This window comes from Sphingomonas sp. IC081, assembly GCF_006874585.1.
Lineage (GTDB): Bacteria > Pseudomonadota > Alphaproteobacteria > Sphingomonadales > Sphingomonadaceae > Novosphingobium.
On the sequence record NZ_CP029761.1, the window covers coordinates 2,148,256 to 2,172,038 of the forward strand.

A 23,783-nucleotide genomic window follows, 5' to 3' on the forward strand; every position below is an offset into this window, starting at 1 on the left:
GCACGGCCGAAGCCGCGCCGCGCGAAGGCTGTTGCAGGGAATTGAGCAGACCGGCTCCGGGATTGGAGCCCGCCCGCCGAGGACAGGATCAGAAGCGAACGGTGCCTTCCACGCCGAACGTACGCGGCGGGTTGAAGTTGCCGTAAGCGCCCAGCGTGTTCGCGTTGGCATAGGAGAGACGGTAGATGTGCGTCTCGTTGAGCAGGTTGCGGCTCCACACCGAAACGGTCAGCTTGGTGCCGTTGTCGCTCATCGGGATGTCGGCCAGCGCGATGCGGCCGTTGACGATGAAGCTGCTCTGCGCCTTCACGTTCTCGTCCTCGAAGCTGTACTGGCGGCCTGCATAGGCGGCATCGAGGTGGAACTGGACGCTCTCGTCACGGCTTCCCACCGGGATGCTGTAGTCGATGAAGCCCGAGGCCGCGTTCTTCGGCGTATAGACGATGAAGACGTTCTGATAGACCGAGGTGGTCGCGGTGCTGAGGAACGGGTTCAGCGTCTTGGGCACCTTGGTGTAGGTATAGGCATAGGATGCACCCAGCGACAGGTTGTCGATCGGATGGACGTTCAGTTCCGCCTCGACACCGCGGATCTTGGTGGTGCCCGGCGCGTTGGTCGTTTCTTGCGTGTGCAGGTTGAAGTAGGGGCTGCTGGGATCGGTGTTCACGTTGTCGAAATCGACCTGGGTACCGTCACGATCCATGATGTAGCCGGCAAGGTTCAGGCGCACCTTGCGGTCGAGGAACATCATCTTCGCGCCGACTTCGTAGGACTTCACGGTTTCCGGGCCGAAGGCATCGAAAGTCTGCGAACGGTCGTTCGCGCCGCCGGCGCGGTAGCCGGTGGAGTACTTCGCATAGAAGTTCAGGTCCTGCGTGGCGTCATAGGCCAGCGTGACCATCGGGTCGAACCGGTCCTTGCTGTAGTGGAAGCCGTAATCGACCGCAGCGCCGTTCACGATGTCCAACGTGCCGTCGCGCTTGTCATGCGTGTAGCGCGCGCCGACCGTCAGGTGGAGCTGATCGAGCATCGGCGGGGTGTAGGTGGCCTGCGCGAAGGCGGCGAGGCTCTCGGCCTTGGCGTGGCTGTCGCGCTGGAGGAACAGCGAGTCGTCGGACCAGCCCTGGTTGCTCGAGGAGACCGTGCCGGTCACGTTCGGGCTCAGCGTAGTGTAGCCGGTGCCGTCCGCGTTCCACTGGTTCGAACTGGGCGTCGCCGCGTTCTCGCTGGCGTGCTCGTTGTAGTAGTAGCCGCCCGCCACGAAATCGAGGTTGGGCAGGCTGCCGACAAGCTGCAGTTCCTGGCTGAACTGGTGCTGGTCGAGGAACGAGAGCGAGTAGCGGCTGAACTTGGTGTTCGGCAGGAACACCGTGCGGTGCGCGCCGCCCGAGTTGTCGTACTGGTCGGTATCGACCTGACGCCACGCGGTGATCGAACGCAGGGTCAGATCCGAGTTCAGATCATAGCTGAGGTTGCCCATCACGCCCTGCGTGCGGTCGGTGCTGACCTGCTGCGGCACGCCGATGTCGGCGGTCTTCATGCGCTTGTCGCCGCTGACCTGAACGAGCGGGGAAAGCGGGGCGATATAACCGCTCGGCAGCTTGCCGCCGTTGGCGGCGATCTGCGCCAGCGTGGCCACCGGCAGGTTGTTCGGGTTGTAGTTGATGAGCTGGCTGTACATCGGCGTGTTGTCGTCGCGCGACTTGTCGAACGAGATGTTCGCCGTGAAGCCTTCCACCGGCTTCCACTGGGCCTGGATACGGCCACCGACGCGGTCGTAATAGTTCCAGCCGACCTGGCCTGCGGCGGGGTTCTTCACCGTGGCATCCTGATGCTGGTAGACGCCGTCCACCTTGATCGAGATGTTGTTGAATTCGGGCAGGTCGATGTGGGCTTCGCCGGTGCGCTGGCCGTAGTTGCCGATGCCCGCCTCCACGCGGCCGCCGAACTCGCCGGTGGGCGCCTTGGTCACGATCGACAGCGCGCCGCCTTCGGTGTTGCGGCCGAACAGCGTGCCTTGCGGACCGCGCAGCACTTCGATGCGCTGCACGTCGAACAGCGCGGCGTTCAGGCCCTGCTGGCGGCCGAGGTAGACGCCGTCGAGATAGACGCCAACGCCCTGGTCACGCGCGGTCTGGTTGGCGTCGAACGGCACGATGCCGCGAATGCCGACGGTCAGCGCCGACTGGCGCGCCTCGAAGGTGGCAACGCGCAGCGAGGGAACGGTGCCGCTGGCAAGGTCGATCAGGCTCTGGACGTGCTGCTTTTCGAGATCGGCACTGGAGACCACGGCGATGGCGATCGGCGTCTTCTGCAGGTCGGTCTCGCGCTTGGTCGCGGTGACGATGATCGGAGCCCCTTCACCGCTTTCGGCAGCTGCAGCTTCGGGTGCGGCAGCGGCGTCGGCTGCAAACGCGGCAACCGGCATCTGCGCCAGCGCGACGATGCTGCACGTGGCCGCCAGACGGATGGCGTGGCGAATCATGTGGAAACTCCCTGAATCTCTCGATTTGCCCTCGCGCAGTTGCGCTGCGAGGACCGCCACCGGGGCGGCAGGGAGGCTGACTAGGCATGGCCTTGGTCAGAACCATGTTGGTTTCTTGTATTTTTCTTGACCGGATTGTGACGCCGCAAACATGACAAATTTGACACGTGTGTGGCGGCTACCTCGGGCTTATGGGACCTGATCATTTCCATCGAATTGCAGGATGCAATGATCAAATCCGGCGACATCGTGCTGACTTCGGGCGACCTCACCCACGTCGGCGCCATCCGCGACAACTTCCTGACCTTCGAGGCGGAAGTGACCGACGCAACCGATCTGTGCGCCCGCGCGCTGCGAGGACCGACATGGGTCTTCGTGGACTGGCTGCTGCCCGAAATGTCGGGATTGCAGCTTTGCGGGCTGCTGCGCGACCGTATCAACGATCACCCGCTCCACATCACCATGGTGCTGCCCGAACCCGATCCCCGCGCGCAGGCCCGCGCGCTGGAAGCAGGGGCGGACGACTACCTGATCGGCCCGCTTTCGCCCAAGGCGCTGGTGCAGCGCCTGCGTATCTACCAGCCGGTTTCGGCCGCTCGCAAGGAAGTGCCGGCAATCCAGATCGGCGAACTGGTGATCCAGCCCGATTCGCACCTGACACGCTACAAGGGCCTCGTCGTGCCGCTGCAATCGAACGAGCAGCGCCTGCTCAACCACTTCGCGCGTAATCCCAACCGGGTGTTCACGCGCGGCGAACTGATCGGGGTGCTCGGCAAGAGCGTCGAGGTCTGTGACGAGCGCACGGTCGATTCGTGGGTCAGCCGCCTGCGCCGCAAGCTGCGCACGATGCAGGTGCCGCACCTGCCGCGCACGGTACGCTCGTTCGGCTACGTCTTCGACAACATGGAAGCCTGACGGGTCAGAGCCGCTCCAGCACCGGGATGAGTTCGTCGAAATGGTCGATCACCGCCGCCGCGCCGAGATCTTGCGGAGCCCGGTCGTTGAAACCGAAGCTGACGGCAACGCAGGGAATGCCCGCCGCCGCCGCCGCCCCGGTATCGTAGGTCGTATCGCCGACAAACGCCGCCCGGATCGGACGCTCACCGGCGCCGGCCCGTTCCAGCATCAGTTCGATCAGGTCGGGCCTGGGCTTGGCGCGCCCGGGGCCCAGGGTATCGCCGCCGATCACGGTGAAGAAACGGTCGGTCAGGCCCAGTTCGGCAAAGATCTCCACCGCCAGCCGTTCCAGCTTGTTGGTGACGACTGCCACCTTCACGCCGCGCGCGGCCAGCCCGTCGAGCATCGCCTCGCCGCCCGGGTAGAAGCGGGTGGTATGGGCCACATTGTCCGCATAGAAATCGAGCAGCGCGGCGTGGAGTTCGTCCAGCCGCTCGTCCGAAACCCCGCCGCCAGTGACTTCGAGGCCCTTGGCGAGCATCTTTTTCGCGCCGCCGCCAACAAGATCGCGCACCCCGTCCACGGCAATGGCTGGCCGCCCTTCGATCGCAAGCGCATGATTGAGCGCCACGGCAAGATCGCCGAGCGTATCGAGAAGGGTGCCGTCAAGATCGAAGCCGACTACGTCGAAAGGGAACTGCGTCATCCCCTCTTCAGTGCCTCCCCGAAGTAGAAACCGCAACAATTTGCTGGCAAGTGATGAACATGGTCGAAAATTCCAATCCGCTCGCAATCGTCGTCCTCGCCGCCGGCAAGGGCACCCGCATGAAGAGCGACCTGCACAAGGTCCTTCATCCCATCGCCGGCCGGCCGATGCTGGAACACCTGCTGCAAAGCGCCGCCGCGCTTGCCCCTGAGAAACAGGTGGTGGTGGCCGGGCATGGCCGCGAACAGCTTGAAAAGGCGCTGGGAAGCCGCGCCACCATCGCGGTGCAGGACCCGCAACTGGGCACCGGCCACGCGGTGCAGCAGGCGGAAGAGGCGCTCACCGGGTTTTCGGGCGACGTGCTGGTTCTTTATGGCGACGTGCCTTTCGTCAGCACCGAGACGATGCGCGCGATGATCGACCGGCTCCATGCGCCGGACGCGCCGGCCGTGGTCGTGCTCGGCTTCGAGCCGGAAGACCCGCTGCAATATGGCCGCGTGCTGGCCCATGACGATGGCCGCATCGCCATGATGGTCGAATACAAGGACGCCACCGAGGAACAGCGCGCCTGCCGCCTGTGCAATTCGGGCCTGATGGCGGTGAAGTCGGCCGACCTGTTCGATCTGCTATCCCGCGTCGGCAACGACAATGCGCAAGGGGAATATTACCTTGTCGACATCGTCAACGTGGCGACGCTGGACGGTCGCACTTGCGCCGTGATCGTCACCCAGGATCCGCACGAAGTGGGCGGCATCAACAGCCGCGGCGAACTGGCCGAGGCGGAAGGCCGCTGGCAGGCCCGCCGCCGCGCGGCGGCCATGGCCGACGGCGTCTCGCTGATCGCGCCCGAAACCGTGTTTTTCGCCTGGGACACGCAGCTTGGCCGCGACGTCACCGTGGAGCCCAACGTGGTGTTCGGCCCCGGCGTTTCAGTAGCGGACGGAGTGACCATCCACGCTTTCTCGCACATCGAAGGCGCGACGATCGAAACCGGCGTGAGTGTCGGCCCTTATGCCCGCCTGCGCCCCGGCGCGCTGCTGCGCAAGGGTTCCAAGGTCGGCAACTTTGTCGAGATCAAGAACGCGGAACTGGGCGAAGGCGCCAAGGCCAATCACCTCACTTACGTCGGCGATGCCACGGTCGGCGCCAGGGCCAACCTCGGCGCGGGCACGATCACCTGCAACTATGACGGCTACTTCAAGTACCGCACCGTCATCGGCGAAGGTGCGTTCATCGGCTCCAACAGCGCGCTGGTCGCCCCGGTGAAGATCGGCGCCGATGCCATCGTCGCGGCGGGCAGCACGGTGACGCGCGACGTGGGTGACGGCGAGCTTCGCCTGGTGCGCGGCGAACAGCTGGTCAAACCCGGCTGGGCCGACCGCTTCCACGACGCGATGAAGAAGAAAAAGGCCGAAAAGGCCGCCGAGGCCAAGTAAGGCCCCAAGTAAGACGGCGCCAAGCAAAAAGACGGAGGGCGGCCGATGCCGCCCTCGCCCTTGAACTCAGGAGCCGATGGCCTGACGCTGGGCGATGAAGTCCAGTTCGGTTTTTGCCGCGGCATTGCCGGCATCATACGCAAGCGACTGCGAGAACATCGTCTTCGCCTCGTCCAGGCGGCCAAGCTCGATCAGGTTGAAACCCATGCCGCGCAGCGCGCGGGCAGCGATCCCGGCATCCGGCCCCTTGGTATCCTTGTCCACCACCGACCAGGCGCGCGCGAACAGGTCGTAGCTTTCCTGGAACTGCCGGCGAGACTTGAACAACTCGGCATATTCGTTGGCATAATGCGCATTGTCCGGCGCCAGTTCGGTGGCGCGGCGCAGTTCCGCCTCGGCCAGATCGCCCCGGCCAAGATCGACCAGCGCAAATCCCTTGCCGAAATGCGCGTCGCATACCGCGCTGCTGACCATCACCGCATCGCGCGGCGCGGCATGGCCCGACGCCTTTTCCGACAGGCACAGGCGCGGCCGGGCATCGCCCGTCAGCCCCTGCTCATTGGCGGAAATCACCGAATCGAACAGCTTCACCGCCTTGCCGGGCTTGCCCGCCCGGATCATGTCGAAACCACGGCTGACCATGCCGACATATTCGGCGTGGGCAGCGCTGCTGATCAGCGCAATCGGCGTAGCTTCGCCGGCGGTTGCAAGACCCGGAATCGCCGAAGCGGCGACGGAAACCAGCAACGAAACCGACTTCATCATGAAGTTCATCGGCACAGTCCTCTCCCGATCGGACCTTCGTGCGCCAGTCTGTGCCGGGCTGTTTCATCGAATGGTCTTCGTCGAAGTTCCTAGAGTATCCGACGAGCGCAGTTTGACAAGATGTTTCGCCGCACCCAGATCACGGCAAACCTTATTTCAACATCCGGAGTTTTTCATGCCCACCAGCCCCTGGAGCCACAGCCGCAGCGCCTCCGTGGCCGACGATGTCGACTTCGAGATCAAGGGTCAGGAGCTCCAGTTCGTTGAAATCGAACTGGATCCCGGTGAAAGCGCGGTCGCCGAAGCAGGCGCGATGGTCTGGAAAGACGCCCCGATCACGATGTCCACGGTGTTCGGCGACGGCTCCGAACAGCAGGGCGGCGGCTTCATGGGCAAGCTGCTCGGCGCCGGCAAGCGACTCGTGACCGGGGAGAGCCTGTTCACCACCGTCTTCACGCACGAAGGTCGCGGTAAGGCCCGAGTCGCGTTCGCGGCGCCGATTCCCGGCTCGATCGTACCGATCAAGCTGGACGAGATCGGCGGCCGCCTGATCTGCCAGAAGGACGCCTTCCTCTGCGCCGCGCGCGGCGTGTCGATCGGCATCCACTTCCAGCAGAAGATCATGACCGGCCTGTTCGGTGGTGAGGGCTTCATCATGCAGCGGCTGGACGGCGACGGCTGGGTCTTCGTGCAGATGGGCGGCACCGTCATCGAACGCACGCTGGAGCCGGGTGAGGAACTGCATATCGACACCGGCTGCGTCGCCGCCTTCACCTCGGGAATCGATTTCGACGTGATCCGCGCAGGCTCGGTCAAGTCGATGATCTTCGGCGGCGAAGGCGTGTTCTTTGCCCGCCTGCGCGGGCCCGGCAAAGTCTGGATCCAGTCGCTGCCGTTCTCGCGCCTGGCCGGGCGGATGATGGCGGCGGCGATGCCCTATGGCGGGCAGAATCGCGGCGAAAGCACCCTGCTCGGCCTTGGCGCGCTGGGCGGCCTTGCAGGCATGATCGACGGCGACGATTGAGGCCCTGCCTCCCGATCAAAATTCCCGCGGCTTTGCACACATTACCAAGCCTTCATGGTGGCGCCACCAAACGCCAACGATTATCGGCGTAAGGGCAAGGCAGTCTCGTCTCGAACAAGGTACTTCAAGCGCATGTGTGGAATCATCGGCATCGTCGGCAAGGAACAGGTCGCGGATCGGCTCGTCGACGGCCTTCGGCGCATGGAATATCGAGGATATGACAGCGCCGGCGTCTGCACGGTCGAAAACGGCCAGCTGATCCGCCGCCGTGCCCAGGGCAAGCTGATCAACCTCGTCAACGAACTGGCCCGCGACCCCGCCGATGGCCTGATCGGCATCGCCCATACCCGCTGGGCCACCCACGGCGCGCCCACCGCCGCCAACGCCCACCCCCATGCGACCGAGCACCTCGCCCTCGTCCACAACGGCATCATCGAGAACTTCCGCCCCCTTCGCGAAGCTCTCGAATCGCGGGGCCGCACATTCGAGAGCCAGACCGACACCGAAGTGGTCGCCCATCTCGTGTCCGAACAGGTCGAGGCCGGGCTTTCGCCGGAAGAGGCGGTGAAGGTCGTCCTTCCGCAGCTTCGCGGCGCCTTTGCCCTTGCCATCGCCTTCCGCCAGCACCCCGACCTCCTGATCGGCGCCCGCCTCGGCTCACCGCTGGTCGTCGGCTATGGCGAGGGCGAGACCTATCTTGGCTCGGACGCGCTGGCGCTTGCCCCGCTGACGCAGCGCATCTCCTACCTCGAGGAAGGCGACTGGGTGGTCATCACCCGCGAGGGCGCACGGATCTTCGATGCCGACAACAACCCGGTAGAGCGCGAAATCGTCTCCTCCGGCGCCTCGGCGGTCGCCATCGAGAAGGGCAATTACCGCCACTTCATGCAAAAGGAGATCTTCGAGCAGCCGACCGTAGTGGCGCAGACCCTGCGCAGCTACATCCACCAGGTGGATCAGTCGGTCGCCCTGCCGCAGATCGATTTCGACCTTTCGGCAATCAAGCGCATCACCATCGTCGCCTGCGGCACCAGCTTCTACGCGGGCATGGTCGCAAAGTACTGGATCGAGACCTTCGCCCGCCTGCCGGTCGACATCGATGTGGCGTCCGAATTCCGCTACCGCGACCCCGTTCTGGAGCCGGGCGGCCTGGCGCTCTTCATCTCGCAGTCGGGCGAGACGGCGGACACGCTGGCCGCGCTCAAGCACTGCAAGGCGGCCGGGCAGACCATCGCCGTCGTCGTCAACGTGCCCACCAGCACGATGGCCCGCGAGGCGGACCTGCTGCTGCCGACCCACGCGGGCCCCGAAATCGGCGTCGCCTCCACCAAGGCCTTCACCTGCCAGTTGGCCGTGCTCGCTGCCCTGGCCGCGCATCTTGCCGTCAAGCGCGGGCGCATGGACCGCGCGGAAGAGAACGAGGTCGTCCAGCACCTGCTGCAGACCCCGGCCAGCCTCAACGCCGCACTCGCCTTCGACGAAGAGATCGCGGCGATGGCGCATCTTATCGCCCCTGCCCGCGACGTGCTCTACCTCGGGCGCGGGCCGGACTATCCGCTGGCCCTCGAAGGCGCGCTGAAGCTCAAGGAAATCAGCTACATCCACGCCGAAGGGTATGCCTCGGGCGAAATGAAGCACGGTCCCATCGCGCTGATCGACGAAGCCGTGCCGGTGATCGTCCTCGCCCCTTCCGGACCGCTGTTCGAAAAGACCGTCAGCAACATGCAGGAAGTGCGCGCGCGCGGCGGCAAGGTGGTGCTGATCTCCGACGCCGAAGGCATTGCCGAGGCGGGCGAAGGCTGCATCGCCACGATCGAGATGCCGCGTGTCCACCCGCTGATCGCGCCGCTGGTCTATGCCGTGCCGGTACAGCTTCTGGCCTATCACGTCGCATGCGTGAAGGGCACCGACGTCGACCAGCCCCGCAACCTCGCCAAGAGCGTGACCGTCGAGTAGTTTCCTGCCGGGGCCCGCGCCCTTTTACCTCATAATAACCCTTCAGCCGCTATCCAGACTACGTGGAAAAACGGTCGCAATCACCTCAAGCTCTCCCGAAGGAGCTGCCCGTCCTTGCCGTGCTCGGTTTTACCGAGCCGGCAGAGGGTGACTGGGCACACCTTCGCGGTCTCCAGTACTCCTGCCTTGCCCGCGCGAAGGCTGTACGCATGGCAACACAAGTGGCGGCCATCATCGCCGCCATCGCGGTGCTGCTGCGCCACCTGCCCCCTCTCGCCATAGCCGGCTGGGCGGGCTGCGCCTTCATCGTCCTGTGGTGGGGCATGCGAAACGAGCGCCAGTTCGCCGATGCCGAACGGCGCCGCCTGGCCCGCGCCGAAATTCGCAGCCATGCCGTGACAGTGATTGCCCGCGCGGTGATCTGGGCCATCCCGGTCTGCGCTTTCGGGCCCTTCGTCGACCAGCAGGTACAAGTCAAACTCTGGACCGTGGTCGCCATGCTGATGACCGCCTGCGCGGTTCTGGTGCCCGGCGTACCGCTGGGCACGCTGATCTTCACCAGCATCGTCGGCGGCTCGACGATCGCCTACTTCATCGTCCTTGGCACCTATGACATGGCGCTGGTCGGCCTGGCCTTCGTGGGCGTCGTCATTGCCGGGGCCGTGGAAAGCGCGCGCCAGTACCTTTCGACCAAGGTTGCCGAAGCCGGCATGCACGAGCGTGACGAGGTCGTCTCGATGCTGCTGCGCGAGTTCGAGGAGGGCGAGGCCGACTGGCTCTGGCAGATCGACACCGCCCGCCGCGTGCGCGCCGTGTCCCCCCGCTTCGCCTTTGCCCTGGGCCGCGATGCCTCCGAGATCGAAGGCGTCCCCTTCATCCAGCTGATCGCCGGCTCCGCCTGGGACAGCGGCCAGTTCCCTCCCAGCCTTCATGACCTTGCCGAACGCCTCAAGCGCCGCGAGAGCTTCTCGAACGTGCTGGTGCGCGTCTCGATTGACGGCCACCCGCGCTGGTGGGAGCTTTCCGGCACCCCCAAGATCAGCGACAACGGCCAGTTCGACGGCTTCCGCGGCGTCGGCTCGGACGTCACCGAAGCGCGCGAGAATTCCGACAAGATCGCCTGGCTCGCCCGCTACGATACGCTGACCGGCCTGCCCAACCGCCTGATGCTGACCGAGGCCCTGGGCGAAGCACTGGTCTATGCCGAACAGTGGCGCACCCGCTGCGCCTTCCTGATGATCGACCTCGACCGGTTCAAGGCCGTCAACGACACGCTAGGCCACCTCGTCGGCGACCAGTTGCTCGCCCGCGTGTCCGAGCGGCTCAAGAGCCAGATGACCGACAGCGAACTGTGCGGCCGCCTCGGCGGCGACGAATTCGCCATCGTCATCCGCGATGCTTCGGACCTCGAACATGTGAACCGCGTGGCGCAGCGGGTGATCCACTCCCTGTCGCAGCCCTACCACGTGGACCATCATACGCTTTACGTGGGCGCCTCGGTCGGCTCCGCGATCGGCCCGCGCGACGGGCAGACGGTCGAGACGCTGATGCGCAATGCCGACCTTGCCCTCTACCGTTCGAAGGACGGCGGCGGCAACGCCCATTACACGTACGAGCCCGCGCTCCACGCCCATGCCGAAGAGCGCCGCCAGCTCGAATTCTCGCTGCGCGCGGCGCTCCAGCGCGAGGAATTCACGCTCAATTACCAGCCCGTGGTCGATGCCCATAGCGAAGGCGTGCTCTCGTTCGAGGCCCTGCTGCGTTGGAACAGCAAGGAACACGGCTTCGTCAGCCCGGCAAAGTTCATCCCGCTGGCCGAAGACACCCGCCTGATCGTCCCGATCGGCGAATGGGTGCTCAAGGAAGCCTGCCGCGAGGCGATGAACTGGCCCGAGCATGTGCGCGTGGCGGTCAACGTCTCGGGCGAGCAACTCCTCGACCACAACTTCGCGCCGAGCGTCGTCGCCGCCCTCACCCAGAGCGGGCTCTCCGCCTCGCGCCTCGAACTGGAAGTGACCGAAAGCATCTTCCTGCGCGATGCCACCCTTGCCCGTTCGGCGCTGGAACAGGTCATGGCGCTGGGCTGCAAGATCGCGCTCGACGACTTCGGCACCGGCTATTCCTCGCTCGGCTACCTGCGCAAGCTGCGCTTCTCGACCATCAAGGTCGACCGCTCCTTCGTGCAGGGCGCCGCGACCGGCAATGCCGAAAGCCTCGCGATCATCCGCGCCGTCGTTGCCATGGCGGACAGCCTCGACATGTCGACCACGGCGGAAGGCGCGGAGACCGAGAAGGAAGTCGAAATGATCCGCCAGCTCGGTTGCCGCAAGATCCAGGGCTACTATTTCGGCCGCCCGATGTCGGCACGCGACGCCCTCGGGCTGTTCCGCAACCGCAGTTTTGTACACGACCAGTCGGCGGCCTGAACGGCCGCCGACCGGCGGACGCCCTTACGCAAAACGCTCGATGTCGAAGGGCGCCAGTTGTGCCACCGGCTCCCCGCCCGCCATCGCCGCCGCCATGAGCCGGGCCGTGATCGGCGCCAGCGTCAGGCCGAGATGCTGGTGCCCGAAGGCATAATGCAGGTTGTCGACCCGGCGCGAGCGACCGATCGCGGGCAGGTAGTCCGGCAACGTCGGGCGGCAGCCCATCCAGCGCCGGAACGGCCCCGCGAACGGCAGTCCCAGTTCGCGCACATGGCGTTCGAGACGCTCCCACTTGCGGGGATCGGCAGGCGCGTCGGGATCGCCCAGTTCGACAAAGCTCGCCGCCTGCACGCAGTCGCGGTAGCGCGTGACGATCATCGAGCGTTCCTCGAACACCACGGGAGGCAAGTCCGCCGCCCAACCTGAAGCATCCGCGCGCACGTGATAGCCGCGCTCGGCAATGATCGGCACCTTGTGGCCGGCCGCTTCCATCAGGGCACGCGAACGCACGCCGGCGCAGATCAGGATCGTATCGGCCTCCACGCCCGGCAGGACGGCCTTGCCGCCTTGCACGTGCAGTTCCGCGTGGCGCTCCACGATCACCCCGCCGCGCTGCACGAACGCCGCGCGCAGCGCCTTGCGGAGATCGCCGAGGTCGGCAATCTGCCCGCTGCCGGTAAAACGCACCGCCCCCGCCGCCGGCTGGGCGCCAAGACCATCCAGCACCGCACGCTCGGCCGCGCTGACGTCCTGGACACGCGCGGCACCGGTATCCGCGCTTTCCCAGGCCTTGCGCCCGGAAATCGCAGCCTGTTCACCGTGCCAGACGATGAAATGGCCATCCTCGCGCAGCAGATCCGGCGCGCCGATGGCATCGGCCATGGTGCGCCAGGCCGGCATCGCCTCTGCCATCAGCGGACGCAGCGCCGCGCAGCCCTTGCGGAACTGCGCCGGGCGCGATGCAGCCAGCAAGCGCAGTCCGAACGGCAACCACCGGCCGATCGCGGAAGGCGGAAACGCCAGCGCGCCGCCGCGCGAGAACAGTCGGCCCGGCAGGCTGCGCACGGCTTCCATCGAGGCCAGCGGCTCCACCTGCTCGACGGCGATATGGCCGGCATTGCCCCACGATGCCGCCGCGCCCGCGAGGTCGTCGTCGACCACGGTGACCGCACGCCCCGCGTCCAGCAGGGCGATGCCCGTGCAAAGCCCCACGACCCCGCCGCCGACGATTGCTGTACGCCCCACAAAAACTCCGTTGCATTGCTTCGATTAGATCGTATACCATATATAGTCAGCACGATCACCAGGCAAGGTTTTCCGACCGCATGTCCACCGTTTCCGCCTTTCCGACTGCAAGCCACGCGCCGCACATGGCAATGGCCAATGTCGCGTTGCGGAAATGTAATTTGGTTCGATTGCGGCGACCGGAGTCATCATCTACCGTATACGTTACACCCGCTGCGCCCATGATCGGCGCCGCGGTACATGATACGGAGACTTCCAGGTGACAATCGTCGTCCGCACCCTTGCTGAACGCATTTTCGACGTGATCCGCGAAAGGATCGTCGAAGGGAAGCTACCCGTGATGGAGCCCGTGCGCCAGGATGCACTGGCCGCCGAACTCGGCGTCAGCAAGATCCCCCTGCGCGAGGCACTCGCCCGGCTCGAACATGAAGGCCTGCTGACCAGCCAGGCCAATCGCGGGTGGTTCGTCCGCCCGATGTCGACCGACCAGGCCGAGGAAATCTACCAGCTTCGCCTTTCGATCGAACCGGTCGCCGCAGCCTATGCCTGCACCCTCGCCGACGCGGATGACAAGCAGGCCGCCATCAAGGCGTTCGAAATCCTCGATGTCGCGGCCAAGGACAACCTGGCCGAAGTGGCCGTGCGCAACCGCGAATTCCACGTTGCGCTGGTGCGCCCGGGCAAGCGCCTGCTGACCACCCAGCTGGTCGAGCGCCTTGAAGTCCTGGCCGAGCGTTATGTGCTCTCGCACCTCGAACCGGCCGGACGCGGCGACCGCGCCCACATGGAACACCGTGACCTGCTCGATGCCTGGCTCGCCGGAGATGCGGCAAAGGTGCAGGGCCTGCTCACCCAACACATCGCCAGCACGCTTGACGACTTGCGTGCCCATTTCACTGCCGCTCAGACCGGCTGAACCAGATCGGGGGGACCGAATGCTCGGACCGCGTAAATCCATAGAAAAACTGTCGCAACGCGATTCCGGACACTCCCTCGCCAAGACACTGAGCTGGCCGCACCTGATCGCCCTTGGCGTCGGCGCGATCGTCGGCACCGGCATCTACACACTGACGGGCGTCGGCGCCGAGCGCGCCGGCCCCGCCGTGATCCTGGCCTTTGCCGTCGCCGGTGCGGTCTGCGCCTGCGCCGCGCTCGCCTACGCCGAGATGGCCACGATGATCCCGGCCGCGGGCAGCGCCTATACGTTCTCCTACGCCGCGATGGGCGAAACCGTCGCCTGGGTGGTGGGCTGGAGCCTGATCCTCGAATATTCGCTGGCCTGCTCCACGGTGGCGGTCGGCTGGTCCGGCTATCTGGTCGGCTGGATCGAATCCGCCGGCATCCACCTGCCCCACGCCCTGCTGGTCGGCCCGCATGGCGGCGGCATCATCAACATGCCTGCGGTACTTGTCGCCCTCGCGGTGATGGGCATGCTGATCGCCGGCACGCGCGAAAGCGCGACGCTGAATATCATTCTCGTCATCATCAAGCTGGTCGCGCTGTCGATCTTCGTGTTCATGGCGGCCCCAGCCTTTAATGCCGATAACATGCACCCCTTCATGCCTTACGGCTTTGCCAGCACCGAAGTGGGCGGCATGCAGCGCGGCGTGATGGCGGCGGCGGCCATCGTGTTCTTCGCCTTCTACGGTTTCGATGCCGTCGCCACTTCGGCCGAGGAAGCCAAGAACCCGGGCCGTGACCTCACCATCGGCATCGTCGGTTCGATGGTCGTGTGCACCGCGATCTACATGGCCGTCGCCATCTCGGCGATCGGTGCCCTGCCCTTCCAGCAGCTTGCCAACTCGCCCGAACCGCTCGCCCTCGTGCTGCGCCAGCTTGGCCAGCCGGTTGCCGCGCACCTGATCGCGCTTGCCGCCGTTCTGGCGCTGCCCTCGGTCATCCTCGTGATGATGTACGGCCAGAGCCGCGTGTTCTTCGTGATGGCGCGTGACGGCCTGCTGCCGCGCAGCCTTGCCAAGATCAGTCCGCGCACCGGCGCGCCGACCCGCATCACGCTGATCACCGGCGTCTCGATCGCCCTCGTCGCCGGTATCTTCCGCCTCGATGAGATTGCCGAACTGGCCAATGCCGGTACGCTGATCGCCTTTATCTCGGTCGGCGCCTGCCTGATGATCCTGCGCCGCCGCTCGCCGCAGCTGCCGCGCCTGTTCAAGTGCCCGCAGCCCTATCTGGTCGGCACCCTGACGATCCTGGGCTGCGCCTACCTGCTGTTCAGCCTGCCCTCGACGACGCTGGTCCGCTTCGGCGCCTGGAACGTCATCGGCCTCCTCGCCTACTGCCTCTATGGCCGCAGCCGCAGCGAAGCCGCTCTCGAAGCCAAGGCTGCTTCGTAAACCTGTCCGGGGGATGCCCTCCCGGGCATTCCCCGCCCCCCTTCCCGCCCCCTTATCCGAATGCGACACGGTCCAAGGAGATCGCGATGAAACACGCTCTTATCAAAGCCGCCGCCCTTGGCCCCATGCTGGCAGGCGCGCTGCTTGCCAGCACCTCTCCGGTTCTCGCCAAGACCGCCTACGACGGCGTCTGGCTGTTCGACGACACCCCGCCCACCCCCGGCGTAACGATGATGGAAATCACCTCCAAGGGCGGCAAGATCGCCGGCTCGGTCACCACCAAGTGGTACGGCCCGGTCGAGATGATGAACCCGCACATCGAAGGCGGCGTGCTGAAGTTCGAGGCCCGCAACCTCAACGACCGCGACCACCCGACGCGCCCGTGGAGCGTCGCCATCGAGGACGGCCGCGCCCACCTCAAGGGCCGGATCTGGGAATCGGAAGTGGACAGCACCGGCCGCCCCGGCACCGCGAAGGACGCCAAGGCCCGCGCCTTCCAGTTCACCGCGCTTCCGGCGATGGGCACGCCGATCCCCAGCAAGCTGGCCGCCACTCCGCCGATGGGCTGGAGCAGCTGGAACAAGTTCGCCGAACACATCGACGACAAGACCGTGCGCGCGATGGCCGATGCCATGGTCTCCTCCGGCCTGCGCGACGCCGGCTATATCTACATCAACATCGACGACGGCTGGCAGGGCGAACGCGATGCCAAGGGCGTGCTCCAGCCCAATGCCAAGTTCCCCGACATGAAGGCGCTGACCGCCTACGTCCATTCCAAGGGCCTGAAGATCGGCATCTACTCCTCGCAGGGGCCGAAGACCTGCGCGGGCTACATCGGCAGCTACGGCCATGTGAAGCAGGACGCCGATACCTATGCCGACTGGGGCTTCGACTACCTCAAGTACGACCTGTGCTCCGGTGAATGGTTCTACGCCGATGCCGACACCGTGAAGCGCAGCTACTATGAAATGGGCAAGGCGCTGCAGGAAGCCGGCAAGCGGACCGGGCGCGACATCCTGTTCTCGCTGTGCGAATATGGCCGTTTCGACGTCGGCAGCTGGGGCCGCGACGTCGGCGGCCAGCTCTGGCGCACGACCGGCGACATCACCGACGATTACCCGACGATGGCCAAGATCGGCTTCGACAAGAACGGCAACCCCGCCTGGGCCGGACCGCACGGCTGGAACGACCCCGACATGCTGGAAATCGGCAATGGCGGCATGAGCGGGGATGAATACCGCACCCACATGTCGCTCTGGGCGATGTCCGCAGCGCCGCTGATGATGGGCCATGACCTGCGCGAGATGAGCGCGGAAACGCTGGCCATGCTTACCAATCGCCGCGTCATCGCCGTCGATCAGGATGCGCTTGGCGTGCAGGGCAAGGCCGTGCGCAAGGCCGGCACGATGGAAGTCTGGAGCAAGCCGCTTGCCGACGGCCGCGTTGCGCTCGCGCTGTTCAATCGCGGCGATGCCCCCGCACCGCTTGCGCTCACTCCGGCCGACGCAGGGCTTGCCGCAATCGACAATGTCGAGGACGTGTGGAGCGGCGCCCGCTCGGCCGCCCTGCCCGCCGGCTATCAGGTCCCGGCGCGGGGCGTGGTGATGGTTGTCGTCCACGGCGCAAAGGCCAGCTGAGCCGGCCTAAAACTCAGATGATTCGGGAGGGCGCTGTCATCGTGCAGCGCCCTTTTTCGTGCGCCTCCCCCTCCTGAAAACCGCAGATTTCCGGGCAAGTCACGGCGATTGCGGCATTTTTGCTACAGATAACATATTTCGTATACTATATTTGACTTGTCGCGAAATGTGTCGCAACCTCGGTGCAACAACCAAGGGGAGTTCACACCCATGAAGGGTCGAATGAGGACACTTTATTGCGCGGCCGCAATGACCGCGATCGCCGTCGGCACCGCCGCTTCGCAGGCTGCCTACGCCCAGGACGACGCGGCTCCGGCCGCCGACATCGTCATCACCGGCACGCGCATCAAGCGCCCCGATCTTGCCAGCAACAGCCCGCAGACGATCGTTTCCTCCGAGGAATTCAAGTATCAGGGCGCGACCACGGTCGAGCAGGTGCTGAACCGCCTGCCGCAGTTCACCGCCGACGCCAACGAGAACGTCTCGAACGGCTCGGACGGCACCTCCAAGATCAACTTGCGCAACCTCGGCTCGAACCGCGTGCTCGTCCTGCTTGACGGCCAGCGCCTGATGCCTTCGCAGGCGGTCAACCTCAACTTCGTGCCCAGCAGCCTGGTCGAGCGCGTCGACGTCGTGTCGGGCGGCGCCTCGGCCGTCTACGGTTCGGACGCGCTTTCGGGCGTGGTCAACTTCGTGCTCAAGAAGGACCTCGACGGTGTTCGCATCGACGCACAGGCCGGTTTCGCGCAGCACACCAACGACAACAGCTCCATCCGCAGCCTGCTGACCGCAAAGGACTATACCCCGGCACCGAAGTCGGTGGTCGACGGCGGCAAGCAGGACATCACCATCGCGGCGGGCAAGAACTTCGCCGACGGCCGTGGCAACATCACCGTGTTCGGCGGCTATCGCCACTTCAGCCCGGTTCGCCAGTCGGATCGCGACGTGTCGTCCTGCGCGCTCAACCAGCTCGACGATGCCGGTACCGGCCTCTACTGCGGCGGTTCGAGCAACTCGCCGTTCGGTTCGTTCGTGCCGCTTTCGGACAAGAGCGCCTACCAGGGCCAGACGCTGGTCAACAACCGCAGCGGTGACGGCACGCTCGTCCCCTACGACAATTCCTATGCCTACAACTACGCGCCGGACAACTACTTCCAGCGTTCGGACGAGCGCATCACCGCCGGTGGTTTCGCACACTTCGACTTCAGCAAGGCTGCCCAGCTTTACGGCAGCTTCATGTACATGCACGACCAGACCTTCTCGCAGGTCGCACCCTCGGCCATCTGGCTGGGCACGGCCTTCGCGATCCCGTGCAACCATCCCTACGCCAGTGCCGCGCAGCTCAACGCGATCTGCGGCAGCGCGGCGGGCACCGACACCACCGAAGACTCGCTGGTCGCCTACCGCATGAACGTGGCGCCGCGCCGCGACAACCTGCGCTACAACGACTACCGCTATTCGGCCGGCCTCAAGGGCGACCTGGGCAGCGGTTTCTCCTACGACGTCAATTACATGTACTCGCTGGTCAAGTACAACGAGACCTACATGAACGACGTCGACCAGGTGAAGGCGGCCCGCGCGCTTGACGTGGTGAGCGTCAATGGCGTGGCGACCTGCCGTTCGGTGGTCAACGGCACCGATCCGAACTGCATCCCGGTCAACGTGTTCACGCCCGGCGGCGTGACCGCCGAACAGGCCGCCTACCTCTTCACCGAGAGCAACACCGCCTCGCGCAACTCGCTGTCGGTGTTCTCGGGCTCGCTGAGCGGCGACCTGGGCGAGATGGGCGTGACCCTGCCCTGGGCCAGCCACGGCGTCGGCATCGCGCTGGGTGCGGAACGTCGCCGCGAGACGCTCAAGTTCACGGCAGACGAAGTCGCCCAGCAGAACGGCACCGTCGATACCGACGGCGTCATCAGCGTGACCGAAGCCTACGGCGAAATCGAAGTGCCGCTGATCGAAGACCAGCCGTTCATCCGCTCGCTCAGCATCAACGGCGGCCTGCGCTACTCGTCCTACGACAACAAGCAGCACTCGACCGGCCTCGGTTCCAGCTACAACGTGTGGACCTACAAGGCCGAACTGAGCTGGCAGCCGGTTGACGACCTGCGCATCCGCGCCAGCTACAACCACGCCATCCGCGCGCCCAACGTCGGCGAGCTGTTCGGCGCCCAGTCGGTCGGCAACGTGTCGGCCATCGATCCCTGCGCCGGCGCCACGCCGACCGCCTCGCTGGCAGTCTGCGAACTGACCGGCGTGACGGCCGCGCAGTACGGCAAGATCGTCGAATGCCCGAGCGACACCTGCTCCGCGCTCGGCGGTGGCAATACCGCGCTCAAGCCCGAAACCGCAGACACCTACACTGTCGGCTTCGTGCTGACGCCGAAGGCCCTGCGCCGCTTCTCGCTCTCGGTCGACTACTTCAACATCAAGGTGAAGGACTACATCGGCTCGATTGCCCCCTCGCTGATCATCAGCCAGTGTGCATCGACGGGTGATCCCTACTTCTGCGGCCTGTTCAAGCGCGATCCGCGCTCGGGCGCCCTGTTCGGCCAGAACGCGGGCTATATCGTCTCGACCACGCTCAACACCGGCTACCTCAAGACCTCCGGCATCGACGTCACGGCGGACTACACCCTGCCGCTCGGCGGCGCCGGCCAGCTCAACTTCAACGTCGTCGGCACCTGGCTTGCCGAACAGAAGGCAGAGCCGGTTCCGGGCATGGGCTCGTACGACTGCAAGGGCTACTTCGGCTACACCTGCGGCCAGCCCAACCCCGAATGGCGCCACGTCGCGCGCCTGACCTGGATGGGCGAAAGCGACACCACCGTCTCGCTGTCCTGGCGCCACATCGGCGGCACCAAGCTGTCGAGCCTTTCGGACAACCCGTTCCTCACCGGCACGCCGAGCATCATCAATCGCAAGATCGATGCCTACAACTACTTCGATCTCTCGCTCTCGCAGGCGATCGACAAGCAGTTCACCCTGCGCGCGGGCGTGAACAACATGTTCGACAAGGATCCGCCGGCCCTCGCCGCAGGCGTGCTCTCCTCGTTCGGCAACGGCAACACCTACCCGGGCGTCTACGACGCGCTCGGCCGCACGATCTTCATCGGCTTCACCGCCAACTTCTGATCCTGCCTTTCGGCGACGGCTCCCGCCCATCCTCGGGACCGTCGCCGCGATACGGAACCCGCCCGGCCTTTCGAGGTTCGGGCGGGTTTTCTTTTGCCGCTTTGACGCGCCATGCATAGCCGTGACGCCCGCACGGCGCAGCCGGGACGCCACATCGCCATCGCCTGAACCTGGTCCCCTGCCCCCAAATCACGATAGGCCTCTCGGACCCTTGTCACGCGCCCAGGTGGAATTCCCGAAGGACGCGCCGTGGCGCCGTGACCTCACCGCGGCCGGACGAACGGTCCATTGCCCCGCCGCGGACGCGCTGCCATCGAAGGATGGCGATGCCCCTCTCCTGCACAGACACAAAAAGGCCCCCGCCGGAGGGTTCCGGCGGGGGCATGAATTCGTCGGCGGAGAGGGAATGCAGACCCGCCGAACGGGTGGGTATCGTGATCAGGTTACCTGGAAACCAGCCCAGAACGGATCCTCGCGGTCGATCCAGATGGTGTTGAAGCCGGTGGCGATGGCAGAACCCTCGATCGAGGGAATGATCGCCGGCTTGTCGCCCAGCATGACTTCCTGTTCGACGCGGCCGATGAAGCGGCTGCAGATGTAGCTCTCGTGCACGAAGCGCTCACCCACCTTAAGGCGGCCGGTGGCATGCAGGTGCGCGATGCGTGCCGAGGTGCCCGTACCGCAAGGGCTGCGGTCGATTGCCTTGTCGCCGTAGAACACGGCGTTGCGGCCATCGGCGCCCTCATGCTTGGGTTTGTCGGCCCAGAGGATGTGGCTGACGCCGCGGATCGTCGAATCCAGCGGATGGACCGGCTCGTACTTCGCACGCACGGCTTCGCGGATGCGGCCGGAAAGCTCGACGATGCGCGATGCGCCAAGATCGTCTAGCCCGGTGTAGCTGCCCTGAGGCTCGACGATGGCGTAGTAGTTGCCGCCGTAGGACACGTCGATCGAGAGCGGTCCAATGCCTTCCACGTCCACCTCGATGCCGCGCTCGGCGACATAGGCGGGGACATTGGTGATGCGTACCGAAGTGACCTTGGGACCATTGGTCTCGTAGGCGATCTCGATCACGCCGGCTGGAACCTCGACGCGCAGCTTGCCCGGCGTCGCGGGCTGGATCAGCCCGTGCTCGAGCCCGAAAGTGACCATGCCGATGGTGCCGTGTCCGCACATCGGCAGGCAGCCGCTGGTCTCGATGAACAGGATGCCGATGTCGTTGGCCGGATCGCAGGGCGGATAGAGAAACCCGCCCGACATCATGTCATGCCCGCGCGGCTCGAAGCAAAGCCCCGTGCGGATCCAGTCGAACCGCGACAGGAAGTCCTGCCGGCGTTCGGACATCGAGGCCCCCTTCAACAGCGGAGCCCCGCCCGCCACGAGGCGAACGGGGTTACCGGCTGTGTGGCCGTCGATGCAGAAGAAAGTGTGCCGCATCGACGCTCCCTTATGCTGCTGCCGCGACCGTGAGGTCGGGACGGGTTGCGGCGGCACGCTCGACCATCGCGATCACTTCCGCGCGGCGTTCGCCTTCGAGGACGTAGCGCGGCGGCAGGACGCGTTCCGAACCGCGGCCCATGACCTGCTCGGCCAGCTTGATCGACTGCACGAGGTCATGCTCGGCATCGAGGTGGAGCAGCGGCATGAACCAGCGGTAGATTTCCATGGCCTTGGCATGGTCGCCGCGCTCGAACGCCTTGACCAGCTCGACGGACTCCTTGGGGAAGGCGTTGGTGAGGCCCGAAACCCAGCCTTGCGCGCCGAGGTAGAGACCTTCCAGAGCCACGTCGTCGAGACCCGCGAACAGCGTGTAGCGATCGCCGAAGGTGTTGCGGAAGTCGGTGAAGCGGCGGGTATCGGGTGCCGATTCCTTGACGGCGACGATGTTCTTCACATCGACCAGCGCGCTCAGCACGTCCTTGTCGATCACCGTGCGGTAGGCCGGCGGGTTGTTGTAGAGCATGATCGGCAGACCGGTCTGGTCGGCAACGCCCTTGAAGTGCGCGACGAGTTCATGCGCCTTGGGCACATAGACCATCGGCGGCAGCAGCATGAGGCCGTCGGCACCGATCTTCTCGGCAGCCTGGGCATAACGAACCGCGCGACGGGTATCGAATTCCGAAACGCCGGTGACCACGGGAACGCGGCCATTCACGGCCTCGACGATCGCGGTGAGGACCTGGACCTTCTCGTCGAATTCGAGCGAGTTGTTTTCACCAACGGTGCCCAGCGCGATCACGCCGGTCACGCCGTCGTTGATCAGGTCGTCGACGACACGCTGGGTATCAGCGAGATCAAGCGAGAGATCTTCACGCACCTGGGTCGTGACAGCCGGGAACACGCCCTTCCAACCAATAGCCATATCTAGAATCGTTCCTGCGAGTTTTCTGGTTAATCTAAATATCGTATACGATATTACAAATCGCCCAGCAATTGCGTTATTTGCACTACCAGGTGTCGCAAACGCCATCCAGCGATGAGCGAAACACGGGCAGCAGCACGAGAGCACCGGCCCGCACCAGCAAACCGGCTCCATCAATTTCAAGAATCCGGCACGACCACCGTGACCGTCATGGCGCCGCCATTGCCGGAAAATTCGACGTCGTTGAACCCCAGCGAAAGCGATGTCGCGCCATCGGGAATTGCAAGCCTCACCCCCTGCCCCACCGCAAACGGACGGCCCACCAATTTGCCATCGGCATCGACAAAAACAGCCATAAGTGCATGGCGATTGGTGGGATAGAGGACTTTGGGAGCATAGAGGCTGGGGTAATATTTTTTCCCCGCTCCCGGCATATCGTCAACAGCCTCGCCGGCAACCCCTTCCACGCCGACGTCGGCGCCGCCGACTTGCGTGGATGCCCCTTGCGCAGCGAATATCTCCACCGTCTCGCCGGACACATCCGCCAGGCCGCTGATGACGACCGGCGCGATCTCGCCCCCTTTGCCGTATCGCATCTTTGGATTGGCCTTGTTGAGCCAGGGCCCGGCGCGCGCATCCACCTGCACCACCACATCGCGGGCACTGGCCGGCATGGCCACGGCCGCCGCCGCCGCCGCCGCCGCCGCCGCCGTCACCGCAAGGGCGACACCGATTCCGAGCAATCTCATTTCCCGCCCTCCGGTTCCAATGTCACGTTTGCTTCGGGAATGTGCACCTGAACGACGATCTGCCCGGCATTGTCCGAATAGATGTCGTCGTTGAGCCCCATCGAGATCGCCTGCGCGCCTTCCGGCACCTGCCGCGAAGTGCCCGAACCGATCACGAACGGTTTTCCCACCACCCGTCCATCCGCATCGATAAACGCACCCATCAGCGCATTGAGATGCACCGGATAGCCGGACGCCTCGATGTAGCGGCTCGGAAAGGCCGTACCCGAATTGCCGGTTGCCGCATCGGTTACGAACTCCTGCTGCCCGTCGGGCCCGAATGCGAGCCCGTCCTTTACCGTCGTCGTCTGCCCCGATGCGGTGAAATCGACACGGCTCCCCGGTTGCAGCAATGCACCGACCACCAAGGCCGGACGCGTGCCGTCATGCCGCCCGAAATCCATCTTGCGATTGATCCCCGGATTCCAGGGCATGGCGGTGGCGGCAACACGCGTCTCGACGTCGCGCGCCGTCGCAGCCGGGGACACCAGCATCCCGGCCATCAGGGCCGCGAACGCAAAAAGCCTCGAACGCATTTGACCTCCTGCCTTGCGAAAAGGGCTGCAC

Annotated in this window: 17 protein-coding genes; 9 read left to right on the top strand and 8 right to left on the bottom strand. The window is 65.2% G+C overall.

Features of this window, described 5'->3' with window-relative positions; all coding sequences use genetic code 11:
- Positions 1–88: 88 nt before the first annotated feature.
- Positions 89–2,485: a TonB-dependent receptor gene (locus tag DM450_RS10365; protein ID WP_142634583.1), complete on the bottom strand. Its 2,397-nt coding sequence runs from the start codon at positions 2,483–2,485 to the stop codon at positions 89–91.
- Positions 2,486–2,713: 228 nt separating this feature from the next.
- Between DM450_RS10365 and DM450_RS10370 the strand changes: the two genes are divergently transcribed.
- A complete protein-coding gene (locus DM450_RS10370) occupies positions 2,714–3,400 on the top strand; it encodes a response regulator transcription factor (protein WP_142634585.1) in 687 nt (228 codons plus the stop codon).
- A 4-nt stretch (positions 3,401–3,404) separates the two neighbouring features.
- On the opposite strand, the gene DM450_RS10375 is transcribed toward DM450_RS10370, so the two are convergent.
- Positions 3,405–4,088, bottom strand: coding sequence for an HAD hydrolase-like protein (locus tag DM450_RS10375; RefSeq protein WP_142634587.1), 684 nt, complete (start codon positions 4,086–4,088; stop codon positions 3,405–3,407).
- Positions 4,089–4,147: 59 nt separating this feature from the next.
- Between DM450_RS10375 and glmU the strand changes: the two genes are divergently transcribed.
- A complete protein-coding gene (gene glmU, locus DM450_RS10380; RefSeq protein ID WP_142634589.1) occupies positions 4,148–5,524 on the top strand; it encodes a bifunctional UDP-N-acetylglucosamine diphosphorylase/glucosamine-1-phosphate N-acetyltransferase GlmU in 1,377 nt (458 codons plus the stop codon).
- 66 nt (positions 5,525–5,590) lie between these two features.
- Here the strand turns inward: glmU and DM450_RS10385 are convergent, their stop codons facing one another.
- The gene (locus DM450_RS10385) at positions 5,591–6,298 is read right to left on the bottom strand and encodes a diguanylate cyclase (protein ID WP_142634591.1); all 708 of its coding nucleotides are present in this window, start codon (positions 6,296–6,298) and stop codon (positions 5,591–5,593) included.
- A 166-nt stretch (positions 6,299–6,464) separates the two neighbouring features.
- Here DM450_RS10385 and DM450_RS10390 point away from each other — a divergent pair, with 166 nt between their 5' ends.
- The 3 genes from DM450_RS10390 (at position 6,465) to DM450_RS10400 (ending at position 11,695) form a co-directional block, all read left to right on the top strand.
- Complete coding sequence (locus DM450_RS10390; RefSeq protein WP_142634593.1) at positions 6,465–7,313, top strand: TIGR00266 family protein; 849 nt, start codon at positions 6,465–6,467, stop codon at positions 7,311–7,313.
- Positions 7,314–7,445: 132 nt separating this feature from the next.
- Positions 7,446–9,269, top strand: a complete 1,824-nt coding sequence (gene glmS / locus DM450_RS10395; RefSeq protein WP_142634595.1) for a glutamine--fructose-6-phosphate transaminase (isomerizing) — start codon at positions 7,446–7,448, stop codon at positions 9,267–9,269.
- Positions 9,270–9,388: 119 nt separating this feature from the next.
- On the top strand, positions 9,389–11,695 hold the full coding sequence (locus DM450_RS10400) for a putative bifunctional diguanylate cyclase/phosphodiesterase (RefSeq protein ID WP_142634597.1): 2,307 nt from the start codon (positions 9,389–9,391) through the stop codon (positions 11,693–11,695).
- A 24-nt stretch (positions 11,696–11,719) separates the two neighbouring features.
- Here DM450_RS10400 and DM450_RS10405 read toward each other — a convergent pair whose 3' ends face one another.
- A complete protein-coding gene (locus tag DM450_RS10405; RefSeq protein ID WP_142634599.1) occupies positions 11,720–12,940 on the bottom strand; it encodes an NAD(P)/FAD-dependent oxidoreductase in 1,221 nt (406 codons plus the stop codon).
- 259 nt (positions 12,941–13,199) lie between these two features.
- Between DM450_RS10405 and DM450_RS10410 the strand changes: the two genes are divergently transcribed.
- The 4 genes from DM450_RS10410 to DM450_RS10425 all read left to right on the top strand — a co-directional run bounded on the left by DM450_RS10410 (position 13,200) and on the right by DM450_RS10425 (position 20,066).
- A complete protein-coding gene (locus DM450_RS10410) occupies positions 13,200–13,856 on the top strand; it encodes a GntR family transcriptional regulator (protein WP_142634601.1) in 657 nt (218 codons plus the stop codon).
- A gap of 19 nt (positions 13,857–13,875) precedes the next feature.
- On the top strand, positions 13,876–15,294 hold the full coding sequence (locus DM450_RS10415) for an amino acid permease (RefSeq protein WP_142634603.1): 1,419 nt from the start codon (positions 13,876–13,878) through the stop codon (positions 15,292–15,294).
- A gap of 86 nt (positions 15,295–15,380) precedes the next feature.
- Positions 15,381–16,931, top strand: a complete 1,551-nt coding sequence (locus DM450_RS10420; protein ID WP_221889435.1) for a glycoside hydrolase family 27 protein — start codon at positions 15,381–15,383, stop codon at positions 16,929–16,931.
- Between the two features lie 222 nt (positions 16,932–17,153).
- Positions 17,154–20,066, top strand: a complete 2,913-nt coding sequence (locus DM450_RS10425) for a TonB-dependent receptor (RefSeq protein WP_242526097.1) — start codon at positions 17,154–17,156, stop codon at positions 20,064–20,066.
- A gap of 438 nt (positions 20,067–20,504) precedes the next feature.
- Here the strand turns inward: DM450_RS10425 and DM450_RS10430 are convergent, their stop codons facing one another.
- The 4 genes from DM450_RS10430 to DM450_RS10445 form a co-directional block, all read right to left on the bottom strand.
- A complete protein-coding gene (locus DM450_RS10430) occupies positions 20,505–21,503 on the bottom strand; it encodes a 4-hydroxyproline epimerase (RefSeq protein ID WP_142634605.1) in 999 nt (332 codons plus the stop codon).
- 10 nt (positions 21,504–21,513) lie between these two features.
- Positions 21,514–22,428 carry a dihydrodipicolinate synthase family protein gene (locus DM450_RS10435; RefSeq protein ID WP_142634607.1) on the bottom strand — a complete coding sequence of 305 codons (915 nt, stop codon included), beginning with the start codon at positions 22,426–22,428 and terminating at the stop codon, positions 21,514–21,516.
- Between the two features lie 179 nt (positions 22,429–22,607).
- Entirely contained in the window at positions 22,608–23,177 is a 570-nt protein-coding gene (locus tag DM450_RS10440; protein WP_142634609.1) for a hypothetical protein, read from the bottom strand.
- A complete protein-coding gene (locus tag DM450_RS10445; protein ID WP_142634611.1) occupies positions 23,174–23,752 on the bottom strand; it encodes a hypothetical protein in 579 nt (192 codons plus the stop codon). The genes DM450_RS10440 and DM450_RS10445 overlap by 4 nt, the downstream gene beginning before the upstream one ends.
- Positions 23,753–23,783 lie beyond the last annotated feature (31 nt).